12 protein-coding genes are annotated in these 22,831 nt (G+C 36.7%); 6 read left to right on the top strand and 6 right to left on the bottom strand.

The genetic code is table 11. From position 1 onward, the window contains the following. Positions 1-44 precede the first annotated feature (44 nt). The 3 genes from AB1278_RS04380 to argS all read left to right on the top strand — a co-directional run bounded on the left by AB1278_RS04380 (position 45) and on the right by argS (position 6,219). Positions 45-2,963 (top strand): SusC/RagA family TonB-linked outer membrane protein, encoded by a 2,919-nt coding sequence (locus AB1278_RS04380; RefSeq protein WP_343643109.1) that lies wholly within the window; start codon positions 45-47, stop codon positions 2,961-2,963. Positions 2,964-2,965: 2 nt separating this feature from the next. Further along, entirely contained in the window at positions 2,966-4,330 is a 1,365-nt protein-coding gene (locus AB1278_RS04385; RefSeq protein WP_343643110.1) for a SusD/RagB family nutrient-binding outer membrane lipoprotein, read from the top strand. A gap of 128 nt (positions 4,331-4,458) precedes the next feature. After that, positions 4,459-6,219, top strand: coding sequence for an arginine--tRNA ligase (gene argS, locus AB1278_RS04390; protein WP_343643111.1), 1,761 nt, complete (start codon positions 4,459-4,461; stop codon positions 6,217-6,219). Positions 6,220-6,344: 125 nt separating this feature from the next. Here the strand turns inward: argS and AB1278_RS04395 are convergent, their stop codons facing one another. The 5 genes from AB1278_RS04395 to ccoN all read right to left on the bottom strand — a co-directional run bounded on the left by AB1278_RS04395 (position 6,345) and on the right by ccoN (position 18,119). Continuing rightward, a complete protein-coding gene (locus AB1278_RS04395; RefSeq protein WP_202841353.1) occupies positions 6,345-7,286 on the bottom strand; it encodes a YihY/virulence factor BrkB family protein in 942 nt (313 codons plus the stop codon). Between the two features lies 1 nt (position 7,287). After that, on the bottom strand, positions 7,288-9,615 hold the full coding sequence (locus AB1278_RS04400) for a BamA/TamA family outer membrane protein (RefSeq protein WP_429812678.1): 2,328 nt from the start codon (positions 9,613-9,615) through the stop codon (positions 7,288-7,290). Next, the gene (locus AB1278_RS04405; protein ID WP_429812681.1) at positions 9,615-14,642 is read right to left on the bottom strand and encodes a translocation/assembly module TamB domain-containing protein; all 5,028 of its coding nucleotides are present in this window, start codon (positions 14,640-14,642) and stop codon (positions 9,615-9,617) included. Before AB1278_RS04405 ends, AB1278_RS04400 begins: the two co-directional genes overlap by 1 nt. Positions 14,643-14,932: 290 nt before the next feature. Continuing rightward, positions 14,933-15,820 carry a cbb3-type cytochrome c oxidase N-terminal domain-containing protein gene (locus AB1278_RS04410; protein WP_429812684.1) on the bottom strand — a complete coding sequence of 296 codons (888 nt, stop codon included), beginning with the start codon at positions 15,818-15,820 and terminating at the stop codon, positions 14,933-14,935. A 19-nt stretch (positions 15,821-15,839) separates the two neighbouring features. Then, positions 15,840-18,119, bottom strand: a complete 2,280-nt coding sequence (gene ccoN / locus AB1278_RS04415) for a cytochrome-c oxidase, cbb3-type subunit I (protein ID WP_202841345.1) — start codon at positions 18,117-18,119, stop codon at positions 15,840-15,842. Between the two features lie 184 nt (positions 18,120-18,303). Between ccoN and AB1278_RS04420 the strand changes: the two genes are divergently transcribed. The 3 genes from AB1278_RS04420 (at position 18,304) to AB1278_RS04430 (ending at position 21,198) form a co-directional block, all read left to right on the top strand. Continuing rightward, entirely contained in the window at positions 18,304-18,597 is a 294-nt protein-coding gene (locus tag AB1278_RS04420) for a helix-turn-helix domain-containing protein (protein WP_202841343.1), read from the top strand. A 281-nt stretch (positions 18,598-18,878) separates the two neighbouring features. Continuing rightward, positions 18,879-20,297, top strand: coding sequence for an amino acid permease (locus AB1278_RS04425; protein WP_110008126.1), 1,419 nt, complete (start codon positions 18,879-18,881; stop codon positions 20,295-20,297). A 268-nt stretch (positions 20,298-20,565) separates the two neighbouring features. Next, positions 20,566-21,198: an HdeD family acid-resistance protein gene (locus AB1278_RS04430; protein WP_202841341.1), complete on the top strand. Its 633-nt coding sequence runs from the start codon at positions 20,566-20,568 to the stop codon at positions 21,196-21,198. 67 nt (positions 21,199-21,265) lie between these two features. Here the strand turns inward: AB1278_RS04430 and AB1278_RS04435 are convergent, their stop codons facing one another. Then, on the bottom strand, positions 21,266-22,687 hold the full coding sequence (locus AB1278_RS04435) for a tetratricopeptide repeat protein (RefSeq protein ID WP_343643116.1): 1,422 nt from the start codon (positions 22,685-22,687) through the stop codon (positions 21,266-21,268). Positions 22,688-22,831: the final 144 nt, after the last annotated feature.

Below are 22,831 nucleotides of genomic sequence, written 5' to 3' on the forward strand. Positions count from 1 at the left end.
TGTTAATTAAAATACAATTTTACTGGCTAAAAATTAATTTTGATATGAAGAAACTAACAATGAGTCTGCTTGTTGTAGTATTAACTTCTTCTGTTGCTATTGTAAATGCCCAGCAGAAGAAAAAAGATACTATTACACAGACAAAAGAGATTGAAGGTGTTGTGGTAACCGCACTCGGGATTAAAAAGGAGAAAAAGACAATAGGGTATGCTACATCACAAGTAAACGGAGATGATTTAAAAAAATCAGGAGAGGCAAATATTATTCAAGGCTTAGCAGGAAAAGCAGCCGGGATTCAGGTTACAGGTTCATCTGGTACTCCGGGAGCATCAAGTAAAATTCTGATCAGAGGTCAAAAGTCAATTAATCTTTCAAGTCAGCCTATTATTGTCTTAGATGGCCAGATCATTGATAACTCTGTCAATAATAATGCGGGGCAGGGCAGTAATCTGGCTGGAGTAGATGACTCAAACAGAGCTATTGATATAAACCCTGATGATATTGAGAGTGTATCAATTTTGAAAGGAGGTGCAGCAGCGGCACTATATGGAGAAAATGCCAGAAATGGTGTAATTATTTATACAAGCAAGAAAGGGAGAAAAAGAAAAGGAATTGGGATTGATTTCTCCACAGCTGTATCTTTTGATATGATTACCCGCTTGCCGAAACTTCAAAATACTTATGCCGCCGGAACTAATGGAGTTAATTATATTGCACCTGCTCAATATGGCTCTGATGGTATTCCTGTCACAGGGGGAACCAATCAAAGTTGGGGACCCTTAATTTCAAGTGTATCTGGTTTGAAGGCCTATGATAATGCTAAAAACTTTTTTGAGACTGGTACTGCACAAAATTATAACCTGGCATTTTCAGGAGGCGGGGATTATGGTAATTTCAGAGCTTCATTTGGACATATTGATCAAACCGGGATTATTCCAAATACTTCGCTTAAAAAAACAAGTTTTGGTGTAAATTCTGAATTTAAATTAACCGATAAGCTAAAAGCTGGAGCTGATGTAAAGTTCTCCAATACAAATGGGGTAAGAGCTCAGAAAGGGAGTAATATTGCTGGAGTAATGTTGTCTTTACTGAGAACACCAGCAACTTATGACCTTAGAGATTATCAGACTGTACAAGGATATAATAAAAATTATTTTGCAGCATATGACAATCCATATTATACAGTATACAATAATCCATATAAAGATGAGACAAATAGATCCATTATCAGTGGTTATTTAACATATAATTATAATAAAGCTTTGAATGTATTGTTGAGAGCGGGAGTAGATACATATACAACCCATGCTCAACAGAATTATTCATTCTCAAGTAATGGTAATTCAACAGCTGACCGAACAGGCCAGGTCGTTGTAGACATTTATACACAAAGTCAATACAATTTAGATTTGATCTTTAGTGGATTAATTAACTTTACTGATAACATTAATTTGAATTATAGTTTTGGGGGGCAGATAATTTCTAAATTTGGAAATGATCAATATACTCAAGGATCTACAATGTTGGAACCTAATCAATTCAACCTTTCTAATTTTACGACTTTTGTATCCAATAATACAGATTTTAAACAAATTAAAAGAGGGATATTGGCTTCGGCAGAATTAGGATTTTATGACCAATTTTATTTAACATTAACAGGAAGAAATGATTGGAGCAGTACACTGCCTAAACAAAATAGTTCCTATTTCTATCCTTCTTTTTCAGGATCTTGGCTGTTTAATAAGACATTAAATTTACCAAACTGGGTTAATTTAGGAAAAGTAAGAGTAGCTTATGCGAAAACTTTTGCATCTGCTAATCCTTACAATATTGTTAACACTTATGGAACTCCAACTTATTTTGATACATTTGGTCCGCAATTAACTTCTCCATATATGGGAGTTGGTGCCTATGGACTGACTACCATTGCGAAAAATCCAAATTTAAAGCCTGAGCGAAATGACGAATTTGAAGTAGGTTTAGAATTAGAATTATTTAAAAGGTTACGCTTAAATGCGAGTGCTTACAAATCAACCAACTATGACCTACTTATCCAAGCTCCAGTTGCACCGTCTTCGGGATTTCAGAATTATTTTACCAACGGTCCTACAGTTGAAAATAAAGGTATAGAAGTAGAATTAGGGTATGATATTCTTAAAAATCAAAACTTTAACTGGAGTGTAAATCTTAATTGGGCTAAAAACGTAAATAAAGTTGTTGAAATACAAGACAATTTAAATTTTTCTAGTGAAGGAGGTGATTTCTTTTCTGGAAATGTTGTTCCTGCCATCATTAAAGGTGAACCTTTGGGAGTATTTTATGGTACGGCTTGGAAAAGAGATTCGGCTGGGAACTTAATTATAGGATCTGATGGTTTACCATTAGTTTCAGCAGAATCTCAAATTATTGGAAACCCTAATCCGGACTGGTTAGGAGGAATCAGAAATAATTTCAGTTATAAAAACTTGTCTTTAAGTTTTTTACTGGATATTCGTAAAGGTGGTGATATCTGGAACGGAACATTAGCGAGATTGCATAGATTAGGAATGACCCAGACTTCTGCTGATGATAGGTCAGCAATGTATACCATACCTGGTGTTACTGAAACTGGTGCTCCTAATACGAAAGCAATTAATAACAAACTATATTATTCAAGCTTTTTAGGAGATGGATCTGGTAGTGCGAATGAACAACAGATAGAAAGAGATATAAATTGGCTTAGGCTAAGAGATGTAAGTTTATCATACAATTTTGGTAAAATGTTATCTAATACTCAAACTCTATCTTTTATAAGAGAGGCTCAGGTTACTTTTTCCGCTAGAAACTTATTTTTAATTACTAACTACAAAGGTGTAGATCCGGAAACATCAATTGCGGGTGCAAGTTCAAATACTAATGGATTTGATTATTTCAATAATCCCGGGACGAGAAGTTATACACTATCCTTTAAATTTACTTTCTAATTATGAAAAAAATAATATACATACCTATAATTATTGCTGGATTATTTCTAAATTCTTGTCAGCATGAGCTAGATACATTTAATGAAAATCCCAATAGTCCTACGCAAGTTACATCTCCTAAAACTTTATTTACAGGTGCAGCAGTAGGAACAATTAATAATTCAACAGGTAATTTGACAAGACAAATAAGTTTGTTGACTCAGCATACCAATGGTAATCTGTTTCAGTCATTAGATTATACTAATTATTTTTTAACAGAACTGGATAATGAAACAGATTGGTCTAATATTTATAAGACTGGAGTAAATCTTCATCAGATTATCACTCAGTTTGGGGATAAATATCCTTATTATTCAGGGATGGCTAAGATTTTATTAGCCTTAAATATGGGGTATGCTACTGATACATGGGGTGATGTACCTTTTTCAGAAGCGTTTCAAGGAGTCAATAATTTCTCTCCAAAGTATGATTCTCAGCAAAATGTCATTTCTCAGATTCAAAGTTATTTGGATAGTGCAATAATAGATTTATCAAAACCCGAAAATGCTAATTTAGGGTTACCGGCAGGTGATGATATCTTTTATGCAGGAAATATAGATAAATGGAAAAAATTAGCCTATGCCATTAAAGCAAGATATGCATTAAGATTAACTCAAAGAGAAGGAAGTACTGTAGCAGCTCAGAAGGCTTTAAACTACTTGCAAAACTCGTTTACTTCCAGTTCAGATAACTTGGTGGCTCGGTTTGATGGAGGAAATAATCAAAATCTTTGGTTTGCATTTAATAATCAAAGATCAGGTTATATGTCTATGGGAAAATATTTTATAGATCTTTTAAAGAATAGTAGTGATCCAAGGCTACCTCATTATGCAGGATTAGATGCATCCGGGGGATATTCTGGGTCAGCTCCAGAAGATAGCAACACAGATGCTTCTCCTTTTGGGAGTTACTTTGCAGGAAGTGCAAGTACATCGAATATAATATTTAGCTATAGTGAAATTAAATTCATAGAAGCAGAAGCACAATTCAGACTGGGAAATACTGTAGGTGCTCAAGCTGCCCTGAAAACTGCTGTAAGTGCATCTTTGATAGATGTTACTGGTACTGATAATCCTGTCTTTGCTACTACAGCTTCAGCTGCAGTAACATTACAGAATATTATTACTCAAAAATATTCTTCCCTGTTTACTACAATGGAGCCTTATAATGATTGGAGACGTACAGGCTTCCCTGTATTAACGCCTAATCAGAATAGCCAATCTAAAAAGATACCTTTGAGATTAATAACTCCTAAAGCTGAAAGAACATTAAATAATAACGCAGCAGTCGTGAGTGATGTAAGTATACCCGTTTGGTGGGATAACTAGGACCATTTAAATTTTTAAACCGCCTTCGGGCGGTTTTTTTATTTCCGTATATTTGTAACTCAGATTTTGAGCTGAAACAGACTGTAAAAATGTTTCAGCGATAAGCATTAAAAAGAGAATTTAGAAACATGAATATTAAAGATATTATAGAACAAAAACTTTCAGAGGTTATTTTAAATGTGTATCAGTTAAAAGACATCAAGCTGGAAGTTCAGGAGAATAAAACGGAATTTGAGGGTGATTTTACTATTGTTACTTTCCCGTTGGTCAAACAATTGAAAAAAAATCCTGAGAGTATCGGGGTTGAATTAGGTGAAGCGTTAACAGAACAGACGGAACTTTTCGAAAGCTTTAATGTAGTGAAAGGTTTCCTGAATGTTAAAGTGAAAAACCAGCTGTTTGTGGACAACTTCAGATCTGTAAGCAAGAATTTTTCCACTATAGAAAAGAAAAATGCTACGGTAATGGTAGAATATTCTTCACCGAATACCAACAAACCATTGCACTTAGGGCATATCAGAAATAATTTATTAGGATTCTCAGTTGCTCAGATTTTAAAAGAGGCTGGATATGATGTAATCAAAACCCAGATTATCAATGACAGAGGTATTCATATCTGTAAATCTATGCTGGCATGGGAGAAATTCGGGAACGGAGCAACTCCTGAAACAACCGATACCAAAGGAGACAAATTTGTTGGAAACTATTATGTAGAATTTGACAAAAATTATAAAAAAGAAATTGCAGAGCTTGTAGAACAAGGGGTAGGAGAAGAGCAGGCTAAAAAAGATGCTCCGGTAATGAAGGAAGCTCAGAAGATGTTGTTGGATTGGGAAAGTGGAGATGAAACAGTGAGAGCGCTTTGGGCAGAAATGAACTCATGGGTTTACAAAGGATTCAATGAAACGTATAAGAGATTAGGTGTTGATTTTGACCAGGTTCAGTATGAAAGCAATACCTATATTTTAGGAAAAGATCTTATTCAGGCAGGATTGGATAAAGGCGTTTTGTATCAGAAAGAAGACGGTTCTGTTTGGTGTGACCTTACCGATGAAGGGCTTGATCAGAAGCTGTTACTTCGTTCAGACGGTACTTCAGTCTATATGACTCAGGATCTTGGAACGGCAGTGGAGCGTTTTAAGCAAAATAATATCCAAAAATTAATCTATACTGTAGGAAACGAACAGGATTATCACTTCCAGGTTTTATTTAAGATTCTTAAAAGACTGGGGTATGAGTGGGCAAATCAGTTATTCCACCTTTCTTATGGTATGGTTGAACTTCCTGAAGGCAAAATGAAATCCCGTGAAGGAACCGTTGTAGATGCAGACGACCTGATGGCAGAAATGCATGAAACGGCAAAATTAAAAGCTATAGAACAGGGAAAACTTGAAGGTCTTTCAGAAGAAGCAAAAGTAGCTTCTTATGAAATCATTGGAATGGGAGCACTCAAATATTTCATGCTGAAAGTGGATCCTAAGAAAAAGATGTTGTTCAATCCGGCAGAAAGTATTGAATTTAATGGAAATACAGGACCGTTTATTCAATATACCTACGCTCGTACGCAGTCTTTGCTGGCAAAAGCAGATTACCAGTATAAAGAAATATCGGATGTAACTTTAAACCAGTATGAAAAAGAACTGATTATGCTTTTGACCAGTTACAAAACAATTGTTGAAAGAGCAGCAGATGCATTGAGCCCGGCCCTGATTGCCAATTATGTTTATGATCTGGCTAAATCTTATAATTCGTTCTATCAAAGTAATATTATTCTGAAACTGGAAGATGAGAATTTAAAACAATTCCGTTTAAATATATCAGATCTCACAGCAAAGACGATTAAAAAATCGTTGGAACTCTTGGGAATCGGAACCGTAAACAGAATGTAAAAATAGAAAGAAAGCCTCCTGAAATTTTTCAGGAGGCTTTCTTTCTATTTTTTATATATCAATAATCTCGCATCAGAAATATCCCGGATCTCAAAATCTCGCAACCCGAACCTCGCAACCCAAATTTACATTTTATCACTACTTTCACCCTGCATCTGTTTCAGACTATCCGCGTACAACTTAGCAGGAGTCCATCGTGCATGTTTGGAAAGAACTACTTTATATCCCTTTTTATAAGTATAAACTTTAGTAAATTCTGCGCCGAAGAATATCAGCATACAGGAATAATTGATCCACATCATAATCAGAATGACTGTTCCTGCAGCGCCAAAGGCTGAAGTAGGTTTTACCTGGTTAAAATAAAGACTTAATAAAAACTTTCCTAGGGTAAATAAAACAGTCGTCAGAAATGCTCCTTTCCATACCGGTTTCCAGCTGACTAAAACATCGGGCAGTACTTTAAACATCAAAGCAAATAACAGCATCACAAGACCAAAGCCGACGCCGAAGTTGACAAACTCTACCAGCATATACGTTTCAAAACCAAAATATTGCGTGATAATCGTATTAAAAAGGCTGATCAGAGAAGATAAAATCATGGTGATCATCAGAAGAAATCCCAGAATAAGGATCATTCCCAAAGAATTCGCCCTGTCCAGTAAAAATTTGACTAATGCCTTTTTGGGAGCAGCTTCTACTTCCCAAAGTGTATTTAATGAATGCTGAAGCTGAAAAAAAAGGGTCGTAGAACCGAAAACCAATGATCCGACCCCTACTGCCTTCATAAAAATATTTTTTTTGTCAATCAAAGCACCAGCGAGCATATCTTCAATACTTTTCGCTACATCCGGGCCCATTATACCACTGATCTGTGTGCTGATCTGCCCGCGAATGGCTTCTTCCCCAAAGAAATTTCCAAGTACCCAGATAATAATGATCAATAATCCCGGGATAGAAAAGATGGCATAATACGCAAGACTTGCTGAATCTTTTGATGCGGAAGAATTGTTCCATTCTGTAAAGGTGTCTTTCAGAACTTCCCAGAAAAATTTGGCAGTTTTAATCATATTAAAATGGATATCCGATGGCAATATTTAAAACAAGATTGTCTTTTCTCCAACTTGAGTCTCCGAAATTGATTTTATCGAAGGCCCATCTGTCTCCTTTCTGATAGTAAGGAACTCTCAGTGGCATGGCAAGATCCAGTCTTAGAATCAGGATTGAAAAATCCAGTCTCAGACCTACTCCGGCTCCCACCGCAATTTCATTTAAAAAATCTTTTGAAAACTTAGCCCCGGGTCTGATTTCATCATCGTGAAGCAGCCAGATGTTTCCGGCATCTACAAAAACGGCAGCATTTAAGAACTTATAAAGATTGGCACGGTACTCTGCATTTAATTCCAGTTTGATATCCCCGGACTGGTCAAAATAAGCCCCCGGTTCTATCGTTCTCGGATCAAAACTTCCCGGCCCTAATGTTCTTGCACGGAATGCTCTGATACTGTTGCTTCCTCCTGAGAAAAATTGTTTGGAGAAAGGGACAAATTCTGAATTTCCGTATGGATAGGCAATTCCTCCGATAAATCTCGTAGCCAGTGAAGACTTTTCACTGAACTTATGATAGAATCTGAAATCGTTTTCAATCTTTACATATTGGCTGAAAGGAATTCCAAATATTTTCTTTTCCTTATCTTTTTTTACATCAGCTCCGGTAACCAGTCCCGTAATATTTCCTGCCAGATCCAGCGTTCCTTTATAATAGACGGTATTGGTCTTTGGCAGCATGGTATTGGTATAGGTATAAGAATAGGTAGGTCCAAAAATAAGCTGCTTTGCTACAACTCTTGCCATAGCTGGATTCTTCTTTGATATTGAATCATATTCTGCGGTAACATTTGCCGGGGATACCAAAGTAATATCAATCACTTTCAGATCATGTTCTTTCCTTGCATTTTCTTTCCACATATATCCGAATGATCCGGTGAAATTATTTAGGGTATAATATTGTGTTCTGTTCTGGAATTCATATCCCAATGTGATATTCGTTCTGGGAACAAATTCACTGGAAGAATGAAAACGGAATGGTGCTACAATTCTCGGAATCGAAAGCTGTACATTTGTTCCTGCACGGAAAATATTATTGGCATTCTGGGCACCTCCCATCTGGAAATCAAAAGCTCCGTAGATGGCTGCTTTAAATTGTTCCGCACCCCTGAAGAAATTTCGATGGGTCCAGTTCAGGTTCAACTCACTACCCGCATAGTTGGCGGAATTGGTTCTTCCCAAAGCTTCCAGACGGAGTGATTGGACTTGTCTTGGAGTTAATAAATAATAGGCATCAAATTTATGGTCTAAAGAATCAGATACGATGAATTCATTTTTTACAAATTTGAATACTCCCAGACTGATCAATCGGTTCAGGGTAAGATTGTGGTTGGAACGGTTGTAAAGATCTCCTTTTTTGAAATATAAGGCCCTGTCAAAAATCTTCGGTTTGAATTTATGCTGAGGATCAATGACGTAAATGTCATCGAAGCGATATTTGGAAAGAGAATCTTTATCCATCGGGATGCTGTATTTACCATCTTTCACATCCTGGATATTGTAATTGGGAAATACAATAACATTATCAATACTGAACTGCTGCGTTGCCAAATCAGGCGTTTTATCCTTCAGTTTTACATTAAGCTCAACTTTATGATTCTTACTCACCGTACTGTCGGCCTGCACGATAATATTATCAGGATGAAAATAATAAAAACCTCTTTCCTTTAACCTGTTGTCAATTCTTTCTCTTTCTGCTTTGATGACATCCAGATCAAACGGTTTTCCGTTTTTAAGAAGAGTTTTATCCGTAAGGTTTTGAATTTCCTGATTAACCAGTGTAGAATCTTTCTGGAATTTTACACCGTCTATCAGATATCTTGAGCCAGGTCTTACTGTATAAATAACCTGAGCTTTTTTATTCTTTGAAACCGTATCATAAGTTGCTCTGGCATTAAAATATCCTTTGTTTTCAGAATAATTTTCAATGATATCTTTATTGAACTCACGATCTACATCTCCCAATAATACTGGTTTTTCACCCACTTTGTACTTAAGCCAGTAATTAAAACCTTTGTCTTTTTTAGGCTCCTTGGCTATGTTATAGAAATACAGCTTTGGGCGCAATCCCAGAAATGTAGAATTAGGCTTTGGGGTGAGGTTTGCTTCCAGTGCAGACTCAAGATCTTTTTTTTCTTTCTTGGAAATCGTATCATTTTCAATCTTTACTTTGGCTCCCGTATAGAGCATCTGGCCTTCTTTCAAAAACCTGGTGTTGCTGCACGAGATTACCGTGGATGCCATTCCGGAAACCAACAGATACTTACAATATATATGGAACTTACTATTCATTATTTAAATTCTACCACTTGGTTATTTTGATTTTTTTTCGGCTTCTTCTCTTTGGATTTCTGGAAAATCTCCCGGAATTTGTCATAATCCAATGTAATAATGAATCCAACTCCGGTTTCTATGATCTGGCCCTGAAGAGCTACCTGATATTCATCCTTACGATACGCCCGTAACATATATCTTCCATCTTTGGAAAGACTGTAATCTACAGAAACGTTACCGGCAATATTGGTCATATTTTCATTCTGGCGGGCCTGGCCTTCCAATCCGAAATTACTTCCTACCGTTACTTTCAGTCGGTCATTCAACAGTTTTTTACTAATATCGACGTTAAGATCAGTTCGGGTATTTTTTTCTCCGGTGGAATAATCTTCTGAAGAATCAAGACCAAAATTAAGATCTACTCCTTTAATCAGCCCTGCTGCAAGATTATTCAGCTGCTGGGAAAGGATTTTACTCACACTTTGTCTTGCCATGGTCTCCGCAGACATTCCGGCACCGCTTTCAAATGGATTTTCTCCGATAAAACGGTTCAGAAGCAATAAGGCAAATACCTGTTTGTTCAGCTCAGACTCCTGGGTTCTGATCTGGGCAAGCTTCTGATCAACAACATCTTTTACATTCGTAGATACAGAATTATTTTTCTCATCTGTAGTAATATCGAAAGTAAGCTGAGGTTTCAATAATTCCCCTTTCATTTTTAACAAGGCATTAAAAGGAACCCTCTGCTTAAACTGATTCATCGTTGAGGCACTCTCTCCACTGATCTGCTGCTCCACAAGGTCAATAGGCGGAGCTTCTGTTTTATATACGGCGGTAATATCCATTTGAGCCATAGTAGGTTCACCTGTCCATGTAATGGTACTGCCTTTCTGGATGTCAAATTTACGCTTCAGGAAACTTACCGAAAGATCATAGCTTCCTTTTTCCACTTCATATACACCTACCAATGTGGTTTTTCCTGACGGATCTATTCCTCCGGTTAATTCTGCTTCACCCTGAAGCTGTACAAAATCACCATTAGCTTTATCAATGATTAATGATAGTTTTGCCTCTTTGCTGACTTCAATATTAACACTTACATCCATTCCTTTGATACGGCTCTGGGCATTAAGAGAATCGGCTTTGATCGTTTTGTTTAAAACCACCTGATCCTGATCCACAAATTCTACAATACCATCTCTCTCCTGCAAAGAAGGGCTGGATTGAGGAAGAACAAAAGTGAAATCGGTGTTGTCTGCCACGCTTAACCTTCCGTCTACCTTTGGAAGATCAAGGTTCCCGCGGATATGAAGTCCGGCATCAATGGCCAGAATACCATACATGATCGCATCATTGGATTTCTCCGAATTAACTACTTTAAAATCTTTTGCATTTACATTAAGGTTAAAAGCAAAATCCCTGTATGTCTGTGTCAGAACCTGCCCGTCCACTACAAGGGCATTTCCGTCTTTATCTTTGATTTTAAATTGATCAAACTCTATTCCCTGACTGGTAAAGTCTATTTCATCACTCAGATGTCTGAAATCACTTCCCGTTTTGGCAATTTCCAATCCGGCATCATTGAATTTTACTTTTCCTGAAATATTAGGTTTGTCACTCGTTCCGGTAATCTTTAAGTTTCCTGAAAGATAACCTTCCGTATTGGTAATGGCATTCATGGAGAATCCCTGAATACTCTTCATCTGAAGCTGATTAATCGCCATATTCAGGTCGAAAGTACTGGAAGAGGTATTGTAATCTCCAAGGATTTTTACGTCATTGTTATTTCCGGAAAGGGCAATATCTGCATTTAAAACTTTCGGTGAAGCATTGTTTACTTTTACAGCAAGATTTCCGACAGGACTTCCATAGACAATCAGGTCAGAAATATTCAGATCGGAAGTGAAGGTCATATTTTTAGTAATATCCCGAAGCTGTGCTGTCCCGTTAATGGTTCCTCTAGCCAGAACTGTATCTTTTTTGATAAGTTCCGTAATGGTTTCAATCTTGAAATCTTTCAATGAAATGTTCAAAGGGCTGCCTGGGCTGCTGCTTTCAGATTGAACAGCGATTTCACTGCTGCCATTGGAAAGAATGAAATTATCCGCCAGAATTCCTTTGTTGCTGATCTGAATTTTATTGTTTTCTGCAACATTCCAATCGGTATAGTTGAGTTTCAATCCATTCGGGTTAAGAGAAACTTCTGTAATATCATTCAACGATTTTGCATTTCCTGCAATCAGGAACTGAGTGGCATCTTTCTCGTCTTTTGTAGTAACGTTGTACCGGATGGTATTGTCCGCAACATCTCCGTCAATATTGATTTTATTTAAAGAAAAACTTGAGCTTTTCAAGGCAGCAACATTCATGCTGTATTGTAATGCCTGATTTTCATTCGTTACTTTTAAAGCCCCTTTTTCAATGGTATTTTCACCATATAATAATCGTGGAATTTGTCCGTCAATTTCAATTTTCTGAGAATCTGCATCATAATTCCCGACAAGATTAATGGTTTCAAAATCTTTCAGATCCGGAACAAATTTTCTGATCAGATCGTCATTTTTAATCTTTGCAGTAAAGTTAAAATGCTGCCCCGGATCAATTTTTTGACTTTTATCCGGCTTCTGGAACTGATAATACTGATTGACAGTTTGCGTTAAAGCTCCAAAAATCTGGGTAAGCTTATATTTACCTTTCAGTTCCACATCTGCAATCTGAGAATTGAAAACAATTTGTGTGGAATCCTGTGTAGAGGACGCTTTCAGATTGACTTCCTGTACAGGATACACTTCTTTTGTATCCGAGAATGCGAAATCCTTAAGGTTGAGATATCCATTCAGATTATTCGGATCTAAACTAGTGAAATCTCCATCAATTTTTCCGGCAATGATCATCGGTTTTTCATAGAAGCCAAGTTTGTTGACATCAAGCTTAATAACTTCCCCGTTTACTTTTACCGTAGGATTTTTTTCATCATAAACTCCGGAAGCGGTCAGCTGCAAACTGGCATTCGGGTCTTTTGAATCCAAAATCACATGATAAGCTCCTTTTTTGATCTTTCCGGTAAGGTTCATGTTTTGGTAACGATATCCTTTGTAGACTGCGGAAGCAACATGGCCTTTTAAGTCGGCATTGGCATTTTTGAAATCAAAACTTTCTCCTTTGGCGGCAATTTGTGCTGTAACAGGACCAATATCTTTATTCTGAATGATTTTCCCAACCTGTATACCCTGAAGATTGGCTTTCACATCATACAATTCATGATTCTTTCTGCGCATGTCTACCTGAGCGATGATGGCAGCGTTCCCCAAAGTAGAGTAGAGGTTAAGATCTGTATTCACCACTTTCGTTGTTCCTTTTGCATTTCCTTTGATGCTGAAATGGGAAGGAAGCGAAATATTCGAAGGAATTGTATTTTTAGGGACAAGATTGAATATTGTTTTGGCATTGGATGAAAACTCTCCGATTCTCAGATCATAATATAACTGATCCGGATTCATCACATTTTTGATTTTTCCGGAGGCCATTACTCTCAGTTGATCCAAACCTGAAACTTTCAGATCCTGAATTAAAAGATCGTTAACGCTTCCTTTTACATTGGCGTTTACATTCAGGATAGCATTCGGGTATTTATTGAATGGAACCGTATTTCTCAATGTCGGAACCAGATTCAGAATATCGGAAAACCCTATTTTTGAATCTTTGATATTGGCTGAAATTTTTACGGCGCCTAAGTTTGAGCTTAGCTGGTCAATGGAATTATAGTTTAAAATAACCTCATCACGCAATAGTGTTTTTGGAGTCTGCAGATAAAGATCTTTAAGATAAGCTTCCTTTTCAGCATACACAAAATCCGTATTGAACTTCTGAATATCCAGTCCTCTGCCTTCTTTGATTTCCGCCGAATTCACTGTTCCGGCAAAGGTGTTGTTCTCCATCTTGAAACTTCTCACCTCTACGTTCATCTTTGAAAAATTAAGGTGATTGAAGTCCATTCCCTGTTTAGTGGGAGCGATAGCGGTATTGTTATAATTGACCTTCACATCATTCAGAACAAGTTTTCCTAAAAGCAGTTTCATGGCTTTATCCTGATCGGAAACTTTTGAAATTTCAGGTTCTTTGGTCTTTTTTGGGTTGGCATTCTGAGCGGGAAGATAAAGGTTGGCATTAATGTCTGCCCCCGAAAGAAATACATTCGCTACGTTGAAAGCGTTGTTTTCAATATCCAGTTTATTAACCTTTGTACTCAGTTCTTTGAAGATAACTTTTGCGAATGTCTTTGTATTTTCATCGCCGTAATCAATGTCGAAATGAGTAAGTTTTATTCCTCTTAAGCCAATATTCATAGGCTTTTTTTCATTAAGAGAATCTACTTTTTTCTCCACCTTGTTGGCAACTTCTTCTACAAGTCCCTGCTTTAACTTTAATTTTAAACCGTCGAGATTGATATCATTAACAGCATAGTTGTTTTTGTTAAGATCAAAAGTTTTAACTCTGGTATCGAATGACTTAAAATAGAGCTGAATATCATTCTTCGATTGCTGGTCGTTAAATGTTACCCCAACATCTTTTAAATTGATTTTATCAAGGGAAATAATAAAGGGTTTGGAGGGACTTTCTTCTTTATCACTGGAAGCAAAAGCATCAATGATATAATCAAAATTGAATTTGCCATCCGGTTTCCTCACTACATTGGCACGTGCTCCTTCCATTTCAACAGAAGTAATATCTGCCGTAGAATTAAGAAGCTTCAGCATATGTAAACCTACATCCAGTTTCTTCACTGCCAGAAGAGTATCTACATCCTGCCCTTTGAGATAAAGGTTCTCCATGACAAGGCTGTTCGGGAATCCTATATAGACTCTTTCCAGGCTTACGGGAGTTTTGATTTTTTTCTCAAGGTAAACAATGAGTTTGTCTTTGATGAAATTTTGAACGGCTGGAAGCTTTAAGCTTAGTATCAACAGGGTAAGAAGAACCAATATTGAAATAAAGGTTATTACAATACGCCTTAAGAGTTTTGTGGTGTTGATTTTCAGTTTCAAATGCGATGAGGTTTCTAACAAAGATAACAATACTATTTTACTTGGTCTTTGTTGTGGTACCCTTTGCGAATGCAAAAATCCTGCCTTGGCTGTCTTATTATGGAATTTTTAGTTTGTAGTTGTCAAGTGAATAGTTGAGTAAGACGAGTCAAGGCAGGGATTATTATGTTTAAAAAACGCCCCCTTTTATCATTTTTTAATGTTGAAAAGGTTAGTTAGCAAAAATGAAATTCAAATGTTAGTAGTTGTGAAGGGGGCGTGGCATGGTTTATTGATAGATAATAATAATTTTAGTTGTTTCCGTTCTCCCATTTCACTTCTTCTCCCTGAGGAGCTGCACCACCTTGTGCCGTTGTGATAGGAGCGGTTTCCTGATTGATGTGATAAATATAAGCGGCAATTTTCTCTGCATCTCTTCCGGTAATAGTTCCTTCTTTAATGAAAGGTCTCATGGTAGGATTGTTCGGAGAGCCGTTTTCAAGCATCCAGAATACATTTTTAAATAAGCTTTTTTCTTTAATATTGATCCAGTGGGTATCGGTAAGGTTCGGACCTATACCTCCTTTTCCGCCGTCTCCGTGGCAGGTCACACAATTCGTTTTAAAAAGTTCCTGTCCTTCGGCAATGTTATCAGCACTGTATTTTGCAGATTCCAGATTGATCTGTGGCGCCGTTTTCTCATACTCTTCTATGGAAGCCAGCATGGTTTTTGTTTCCTTCGTATATTCTGCATCCGGATGGGCATAATCTGTAAAAGAGAAGGCTACCAGATATATGGCACAGAAAATACATTCGAACCAGAATAAGCCAATCCACCATTTCGGAAGGGAGTTGTCAAGCTCTGTAATTCCGTCAAAACCATGGTCGATAAGAATATCTTTTTCTTCTGTAGCGCTTTGTTTTTTGAACGCAGAGTTCCATAATTTCTGGTAATAAGGAATCTTTTTTTCTTCCAGATATTGTTTTTTTTCTTCCTCGGATAATCTGTTGAAACTTTCATTTTCTACCAGGTCACCAATCGAATTCATGATCAGCAGCAGGATAATGGCAATTAGTATCAGCGCCCAGAAAAAAGGAGAAGAAAAATATCCTGAATCTCCGGCAAACATTTCAAAGGCCATGATCGTTAAACCTATCGTTGTTGCGATATATATTGAAATGGGGGTTCTCGTTTTCATTGCAGTTTAATTTTAAATATTATTCTACGCTAGCAGTCTGTACCTGTGTTGTTTTGATGTCTGTACCTAATCTCTGCAGGTAAGCAATCATGGCTACAATTTCTCTGTGTTCAAGCGGTACATAGGCAGATCCTTTTGCTGTTTTTTCTTTAGTCATCTGATCTTTTACATCCGTTGCTTCAGAATAAATTCTCTGTACAATTGCTTTGGACTGGTTGTCCGCCCATTGGCTGGCAGAATCTATCTGAGCTTTTGTATAAGGAACATCGAAGACATTTTTCATCAGTTTCATTTTATCCACCATTTGTGTTCTGTCCAGTTTATTACTGATTAACCATGGGAAACGTGGCATAATGGAACCGGCAGAAGTAATTCTTGGGTTATACATATGTTTAAAATGCCATGAATCCGGGTTTCTTCCTCCTTCTCTGTGAAGATCAGGACCTGTTCTTTTAGATCCCCATAGGAATGGTCTGTCGTATACGAATTCTCCTGCTTTGGAGTACTGTCCGTTTTTCCCTTCAAATCTTACCACTTCATCACGGAAAGGTCTGATCATTTGCGAGTGGCATGAGTTACATCCTTCACGGATATATAAGTCTCTACCTTCCAGTTCCAGTGGCGTGTATGGTTTTACAGCAGTAATTGTCGGAACACTTTGCTTCAGTGACAGTGTAGGAACAATCTCCACCAATCCACCAATTGCTACTGTAATGAAAGCTAATACAGAAAGAAGAGTAGGCGTTCTTTCCAGCCAAAGGTGTAAGCCTTCACCTTCTTTTCTTGAACTTCCGATATTGGCTAAGGCAGGAGCTTCTGCAGGAACTTCTTTCTGGAATGAACCGGCTTTGATTGTTTTAATAACATTTACAACCATCAGGATAGCTCCTGAAAGATAAAATAGTCCTCCTAAGAATCTCATTTTATAGTAAGGAATGACAGCTGTTACAGTATCCAGCCAGTTTTTCCATAATAAGGTTCCGTCCGGGTTGAACTGTTTCCACATCAATCCTTGTGTAAATCCAGAAATATACATTGGAACTGCATAGAAGATGATTCCTAAAGTTCCCAGCCAGAAGTGCCAGTTGGCCAGTTTTTTAGACCAAAGAGATGTTCTCCACATAATTGGAACCAGGTAATAAACAATTCCGAATGCCATAAAACCATTCCATCCGAGTGCACCAATGTGTACGTGTCCGATAACCCAGTCTGTATAGTGACCAATTTTATTTAATGATTTTGTAGCGAGTAAAGGTCCTTCGAAAGTAGCCATACCATAGCATGTAACCGCTACTACAAAGAATTTAAGAATCGGATTTTCTCTTACTTTATCCCAGGCTCCTCTTAAGGTAAGAAGGCCATTAAGCATTCCTCCCCATGACGGAGCAATAAGCATAATAGAGAACCCTGTTCCTACCGCCTGAGCCCATGCCGGTAAAGCTGTATATTGCAGGTGGTGAGGCCCGGCCCAAAGATATACGAAGATCAGCGACCAGAAGTGAATAATGGATAGTTTGTATGAGAATACCGGTCGCTGAGCTGCTTTTGGCATAAAATAATACATAAGACCTAATACAGGGGTGGTTAATACGAATGCAACCGCATTGTGCCCATACCACCATTGCACTAATGCATCTTTTACACCTGCATATACAGAATAAGATTTCCAGCTTGTGAAAGATAACGGAACTTCCAGGTTATTGAAGATGTGAAGCATTGCTACAGCAAGCCAGGTTGCCATATAGAACCAGATGGCTACGTACAAATGTCTTACTCTTCTTTTGGCAATAGTTCCGAACATATTGATTCCGAAAATGATCCATGAGAATGCAATTAAGATATCGATGGGCCATTCATGTTCGGCATATTCTTTAGAAGTATTGATTCCCATAAGGAACGTAATAACCACACTGACGATCATCAGCTGCCATGACCAGAAATGAATCCATGAAAGGGTGTCACTGTACATTCTGGTTTTAAGAAGCCTCTGCATACTGTAATAAGCACCGCAGAAAAAGGAATTACATACAAAAGCAAAAATTACAGCACTGGTATGAAGCATTCTGATCCTTCCGAAGCCCATGGCTCCCTGTGTATTGATCAGCCCCTGAATATTACCTGAAGCCAAGCTTTTAATAGTTGTATCATCCGTACCGAATAAAAATTCAGGCAATTCAGGATAAAAAAGCATCAATGCAGCTGTAAGCCCCAGCAGAAATCCTACAAGTCCGAATGCGATAGTCGCATAGAGGAATGCTCTGACAATATTATTGTCATAATTAAATTTTTGCGTCTCCATAAATTCCAATAGTGTTTACCGAAGTGATATTTTCTCTGAAAAAAGGCGTATTTTTAAACCTTTTCTATGTTGAAAATAAATATCATGTAACGTGTGTAATGTTTTGCCAAAGGTATTTATTAACTTTGTTAGAGGCTAATAGATAATCTTCTAAAATATACCGAAAACTACTAAAACAAAAACGATGAAAGTATGTGGACAAAATATCAGGAAAATACGTAGGAGCAAAGATCTTACGCAGGAATACATGGCCTTTGAAATGGGGATTTCCCAAAAGGCATATTCCGATATTGAGAATTCCAAGGTGAAGATCAACCTGGAGATACTGACTAAAATATCTGATATTTTAGAAATCAAGCCATCTGACATCTGCAGTATTTCGCATAAGTGCGGAAACGATGAATATGAAGATAAATACCAAAGTCTGTTGGAATACATGAAAAAGAATAATATTTCCGTTCCGAAAGAATTTTTATAAACCTTAATTGCTTAGATAATTTCTTAAGAATGATCTCTTTTCAAAAAATAGAAAGAGATCATTTTTTTTGATCTGAATGAGATGTTAAATATTAATGTTGACGGGCTAAAATAGAATCTTAACTACAATCGTTAAAACTATTTTTGTAACTGCATTCCGAACTTTATCTAGAATGATGTAAAAAGAAAATATACGGATGAGACCGAATTCTCAATTTACCCCTGAGAATGTGAATTTCTCTGAAAAGTTTTTATATATTTAGCGACCGAATAATTCATTTAATGAGCAACGAAAATAAAACAGGACAAAACGAGACTTTAGTTAGAGGATTAACAAATCGACATATACAATTAATTGCCCTTGGTGGAGCCATCGGAACAGGGTTATTTCTGGGAATCGGACCGGCAGCAGTACTGGCTGGACCGTCCGTAATTTTAGGCTATGCTTTAGCAGGTATTATTGCCTTTTTTATTATGCGTCAGCTGGGTGAAATGGTCGTTCAGGAACCCGTTTCGGGAAGTTTTAGCTACTTTGCCTACAAATATTGGGGGAATTTTCCGGGATTTGCTTCCGGATGGAACTACTGGATTCTCTATATTCTGGTGAGTATGGCAGAACTTACGGCAATCGGACATTACATCCATTTTTGGTGGCCGGAAATACCACTCTGGGTTTCCAGTTTATTCTTCTTTGTGGTAATCAATGCGCTTAATCTGGCATCCGTAAAAGTTTACGGAGAAACAGAATTTTGGTTTTCCATTATCAAAGTGGTGGCTATTATTGCGATGATTATTTTCGGAGTCTATCTTTTGATAAGTGGGACAGGAGGAGAAAAAGCGACAATTACCAATCTGTGGAATGACGGAGGTTTTTTTCCAAAAGGATTATTTAACAAAACAGAAAACGGATATTCAGGACTATTTGCAGCCATGGCAATGATCATGTTCTCATTCGGAGGACTTGAGCTTATCGGAATTACCGCGGCAGAGGCTAAAAATCCGGAGAAAACGATTCCACAGGCAACCAATCAGGTGATCTACAGAATCCTTATTTTCTATGTAGGAGCGTTGGTTATTTTATTTTCTTTAAGTCCCTGGAGAGATATTACAGAAGGATCCAGCCCGTTTGTAATGGTATTTCAAAATCTGAATGGTCTCGAATTCAGCCTTTTTGGGAAAGTGATTCAGTTCAATACATTAATAGCGAATGTTCTTAACCTGATCGTTCTGACAGCAGCGTTGTCAGTGTACAACAGCAGTGTTTACAGCAACAGCAGAATGCTTTTCGGATTGGCTCAGCAGGGAAATGCTCCGAAATTCCTGAAAAAACTGAACAAAAACTCAGTTCCCACCAATGCGATCATTATATCTTCATGCTTCGCAGGAATCTGTATTATAATCAATAAACTGGTACCGGAGAAAGCCTTTGAATATTTGATGGCTTTAGTTGTATCTACACTGATCATCAACTGGCTGATGATATGCTACACCCATTTAAAGTTCAAAAAATCAATAAATGCAGAAGGAATACATTCAAAATTCCCATCTATATTTTATCCGGTATCCAACTATATCTGTATTGCATTTTTAATTCTGATTTTAGGGTTAATGAGTATTACAGGTATGGAAATTCAGGTAATTCTGATCCCGATATGGATTGGCTTTTTGTTCGTGATGTATAAATTATATAAACCGAATTAAATAGTAAAGACATTTAAAAATATGTTTTTGGAAAGGTGAAAATTACAAGATTTTCACCTTTTTTGTTTCTGAAAATTTTTAGCGATACTTTCTAAGTGAAGGAGAAATGCAACATTCATTGAGTGAGTACTTCGTATTTTCGCTTATTTTTCATATATTAGTAAGACGTTATATTTCAAATTCAGGTGAAAATTATAATCTGTTTGTGATATCTGCGGAGAAGCCGAAAACCGTTACAAAAAAGTAGGCATGACCAAAAAACACTCTTATGGCCAATTTATTTCAAACTTTTACCAATACCGTAAAGCACTGGTACATCCCGTTAATCTTCGGAATTCTTTTCCTTATTTGTGGTTTTTATGTATTCAGTGTGCCGCTGGCAACGTATGTTACACTCTCCATCTTTTTCAGTGTTTCATTCTTATTTTCAGGAATTACAGAAATATTTTTTTCCTTACAGAACAGCAAATCCCTACAGGGTTGGGGCTGGTTTCTAGTGAGTGGATTATTAACCACTGCAATAGGAATTTATCTTATCGCAAATCCTCAGATTTCTATGGCAGTACTTCCTTTTGTCATCGGATTTACTTTGCTGTTCCGTTCATTTCAATTACTGGGTTTTGCATTTGATCTGAAAAGCATGAGGATAATGAGCTGGGGAAATGTTGCTCTTGCCAGTGTGGGGGGCATTATATTTTCCCTGCTGCTGATTTTCAATCCGGTATTTACGGGAATTTCATTAGTTACCCTTACCGGTGTTTCCTTTATTTTTATGGGAATAGCTTCCATTATGCTGGCTTTAGACTTAAGAAAAGTCAAAAAAATTCCAGGGAAAGTAAGCCAGGAATTAAGGGATAGAATCAAATCGATACAGGAAGAAATTGATGAGCTCAAAAAATAATACATATTTACATGATAAACAAAAGAAGACCTCAAATAGAGGTCTTTTTTTAATCAAGCAAAATATCTTAAAGCTCCAGAATCCACTTCTGAAGTTCAGTGTTTGAGGGTAGCTTCAGTTTTTTCTTAAGTCTGTATCTTTTTGTTTCTATTCCCCGCAAACTAATGTTTTCATATTGGCAGATTTCTTTATTCGTAAGATTTAATCTGATATATGCACTGAATTTTACATCATGCTCTGTAAGTTCGGGGGTATGGGTAATTAATTTTTCATAAAATTCAGGATACACTTCTTTAAAACGCATCAGAAACAAGGGACTTCTGTTCTCCATCAGCTGTATAATTTCATCAAATGAATCATTTACTTTCGATTTAAGAACATCCGTTTCAAGAATCTTCTTTTCAATAATTTTATCTTTTTTAAGTTCTTTTTGAATATAGATTTTTCGGATAAAATAGAATACTATTAAAAATATGACGATAATAACCAGAGCTATTGCATAAAATGTCTTTCTATCTTTTTCTTTTTCTTCTTTATTTAATTCTACCAATGTATTCACAGCAAGATTTACAGCTTCTTTTTCATTGTTGTTGAGACTGTCGTTAAGAGCTGTGTATTGCCTTAAATAGTCATTTGATTTTTCAATTTCATTGAGGGATTTGTAGACACTGGAAATGGTGTCATAAACGGTAAGTAATGCCGTTTTGTTTTTTGTTTGTTTGAAGAAATCAATGGTTTTTAAATAATATTCTAATGCTTTCTTTTGATCACCTTTTACATTATAAAGATCTCCATAACTAAATAAAGCGATCCCTTTTTCAGTTCTTCTTGCAGTACTGAAGCTGTGCATGGCCTTATTCATATAGAATTCTGCTGAATCCAGGTGTTTTTTTTTGGCTATAAAGCCATCAGCGATCCTCGTATAAGTAAGTATTCCGGGGTTAACAGCCAGCATTTTTTTCTCTATATGCTGTAAAGAATCCTGATTTTTCATCCTTACAAAATTCGCACGCTTCCAAGAATAATTATAAAACAGAATGGCTTTTCTCTGACGTTCGTCAGTGAGCTTTTTAATATAATATTCCGCTTTGTTGAATGCAGCATTAGATTGTTCTAGTAATCCCAGTTGAGTATAATTTTTACCATACTCATTATATAAATTTCCTATCAGAAGAGGAGAACTGATATTTTTAAGTTCCTTTTTAGCTTTGTCAAGATATTCCAGACTTTCTTTATATCTGCTGAAATTGCATAATATGCCGCCAATATTCGTGTATACCATAATGATTCCTTTGGTGTCACCATTCGCTTCATATTGGGTAAGAGCCTTGGTATTATATTTTAAAGCACCTTCGAAATCACCTTTACTTTTATATTCCCATGTTGTTTTTATAGGTTCAGGCTGAAAAGAATAGTCTTGAGCATCAAAAAATGCAGAGAAAGAAAAGAAAATCAGGTATAATGTTTTAATTCTAAAATTGGGGAACATATTTTTTAAAATTATTAAAACAAAAATAACTTTTTTATGAATATGTTTTAAAAAATTAAGCAATAACAAAAATTTTTACCTGGAATATTCATAAAAGATACACTTCAAAAATACTCCATTGAATATATAAAATGTTGTTTTTTA

Source organism: Chryseobacterium sp. NRRL B-14798, assembly GCF_050470705.1.
Lineage (GTDB): Bacteria > Bacteroidota > Bacteroidia > Flavobacteriales > Weeksellaceae > Chryseobacterium > Chryseobacterium cupriresistens.

Bases quoted from the DNA above. Each gene is read 5' to 3' on its own strand.
- AB1278_RS04385 (WP_343643110.1), top strand. From the start codon at position 2,966: ATGAAAAAAATAATATACATACCTATAATTATTGCTGGATTATTTCTA.
- ccoN (WP_202841345.1), bottom strand. From the start codon at position 18,119: ATGGAGACGCAAAAATTTAATTATGACAATAATATTGTCAGAGCATTC.
- AB1278_RS04410 (WP_429812684.1), bottom strand. From the start codon at position 15,820: ATGAAAACGAGAACCCCCATTTCAATATATATCGCAACAACGATAGGT.
- AB1278_RS04430 (WP_202841341.1), top strand. From the start codon at position 20,566: ATGGCCAATTTATTTCAAACTTTTACCAATACCGTAAAGCACTGGTAC.
- AB1278_RS04420 (WP_202841343.1), top strand. From the start codon at position 18,304: ATGAAAGTATGTGGACAAAATATCAGGAAAATACGTAGGAGCAAAGAT.
- AB1278_RS04435 (WP_343643116.1), bottom strand. From the start codon at position 22,687: ATGTTCCCCAATTTTAGAATTAAAACATTATACCTGATTTTCTTTTCT.
- argS (WP_343643111.1), top strand. From the start codon at position 4,459: ATGAATATTAAAGATATTATAGAACAAAAACTTTCAGAGGTTATTTTA.
- AB1278_RS04380 (WP_343643109.1), top strand. From the start codon at position 45: ATGAAGAAACTAACAATGAGTCTGCTTGTTGTAGTATTAACTTCTTCT.
- AB1278_RS04395 (WP_202841353.1), bottom strand. From the start codon at position 7,286: ATGATTAAAACTGCCAAATTTTTCTGGGAAGTTCTGAAAGACACCTTT.
- AB1278_RS04425 (WP_110008126.1), top strand. From the start codon at position 18,879: ATGAGCAACGAAAATAAAACAGGACAAAACGAGACTTTAGTTAGAGGA.
- AB1278_RS04400 (WP_429812678.1), bottom strand. From the start codon at position 9,615: ATGAATAGTAAGTTCCATATATATTGTAAGTATCTGTTGGTTTCCGGA.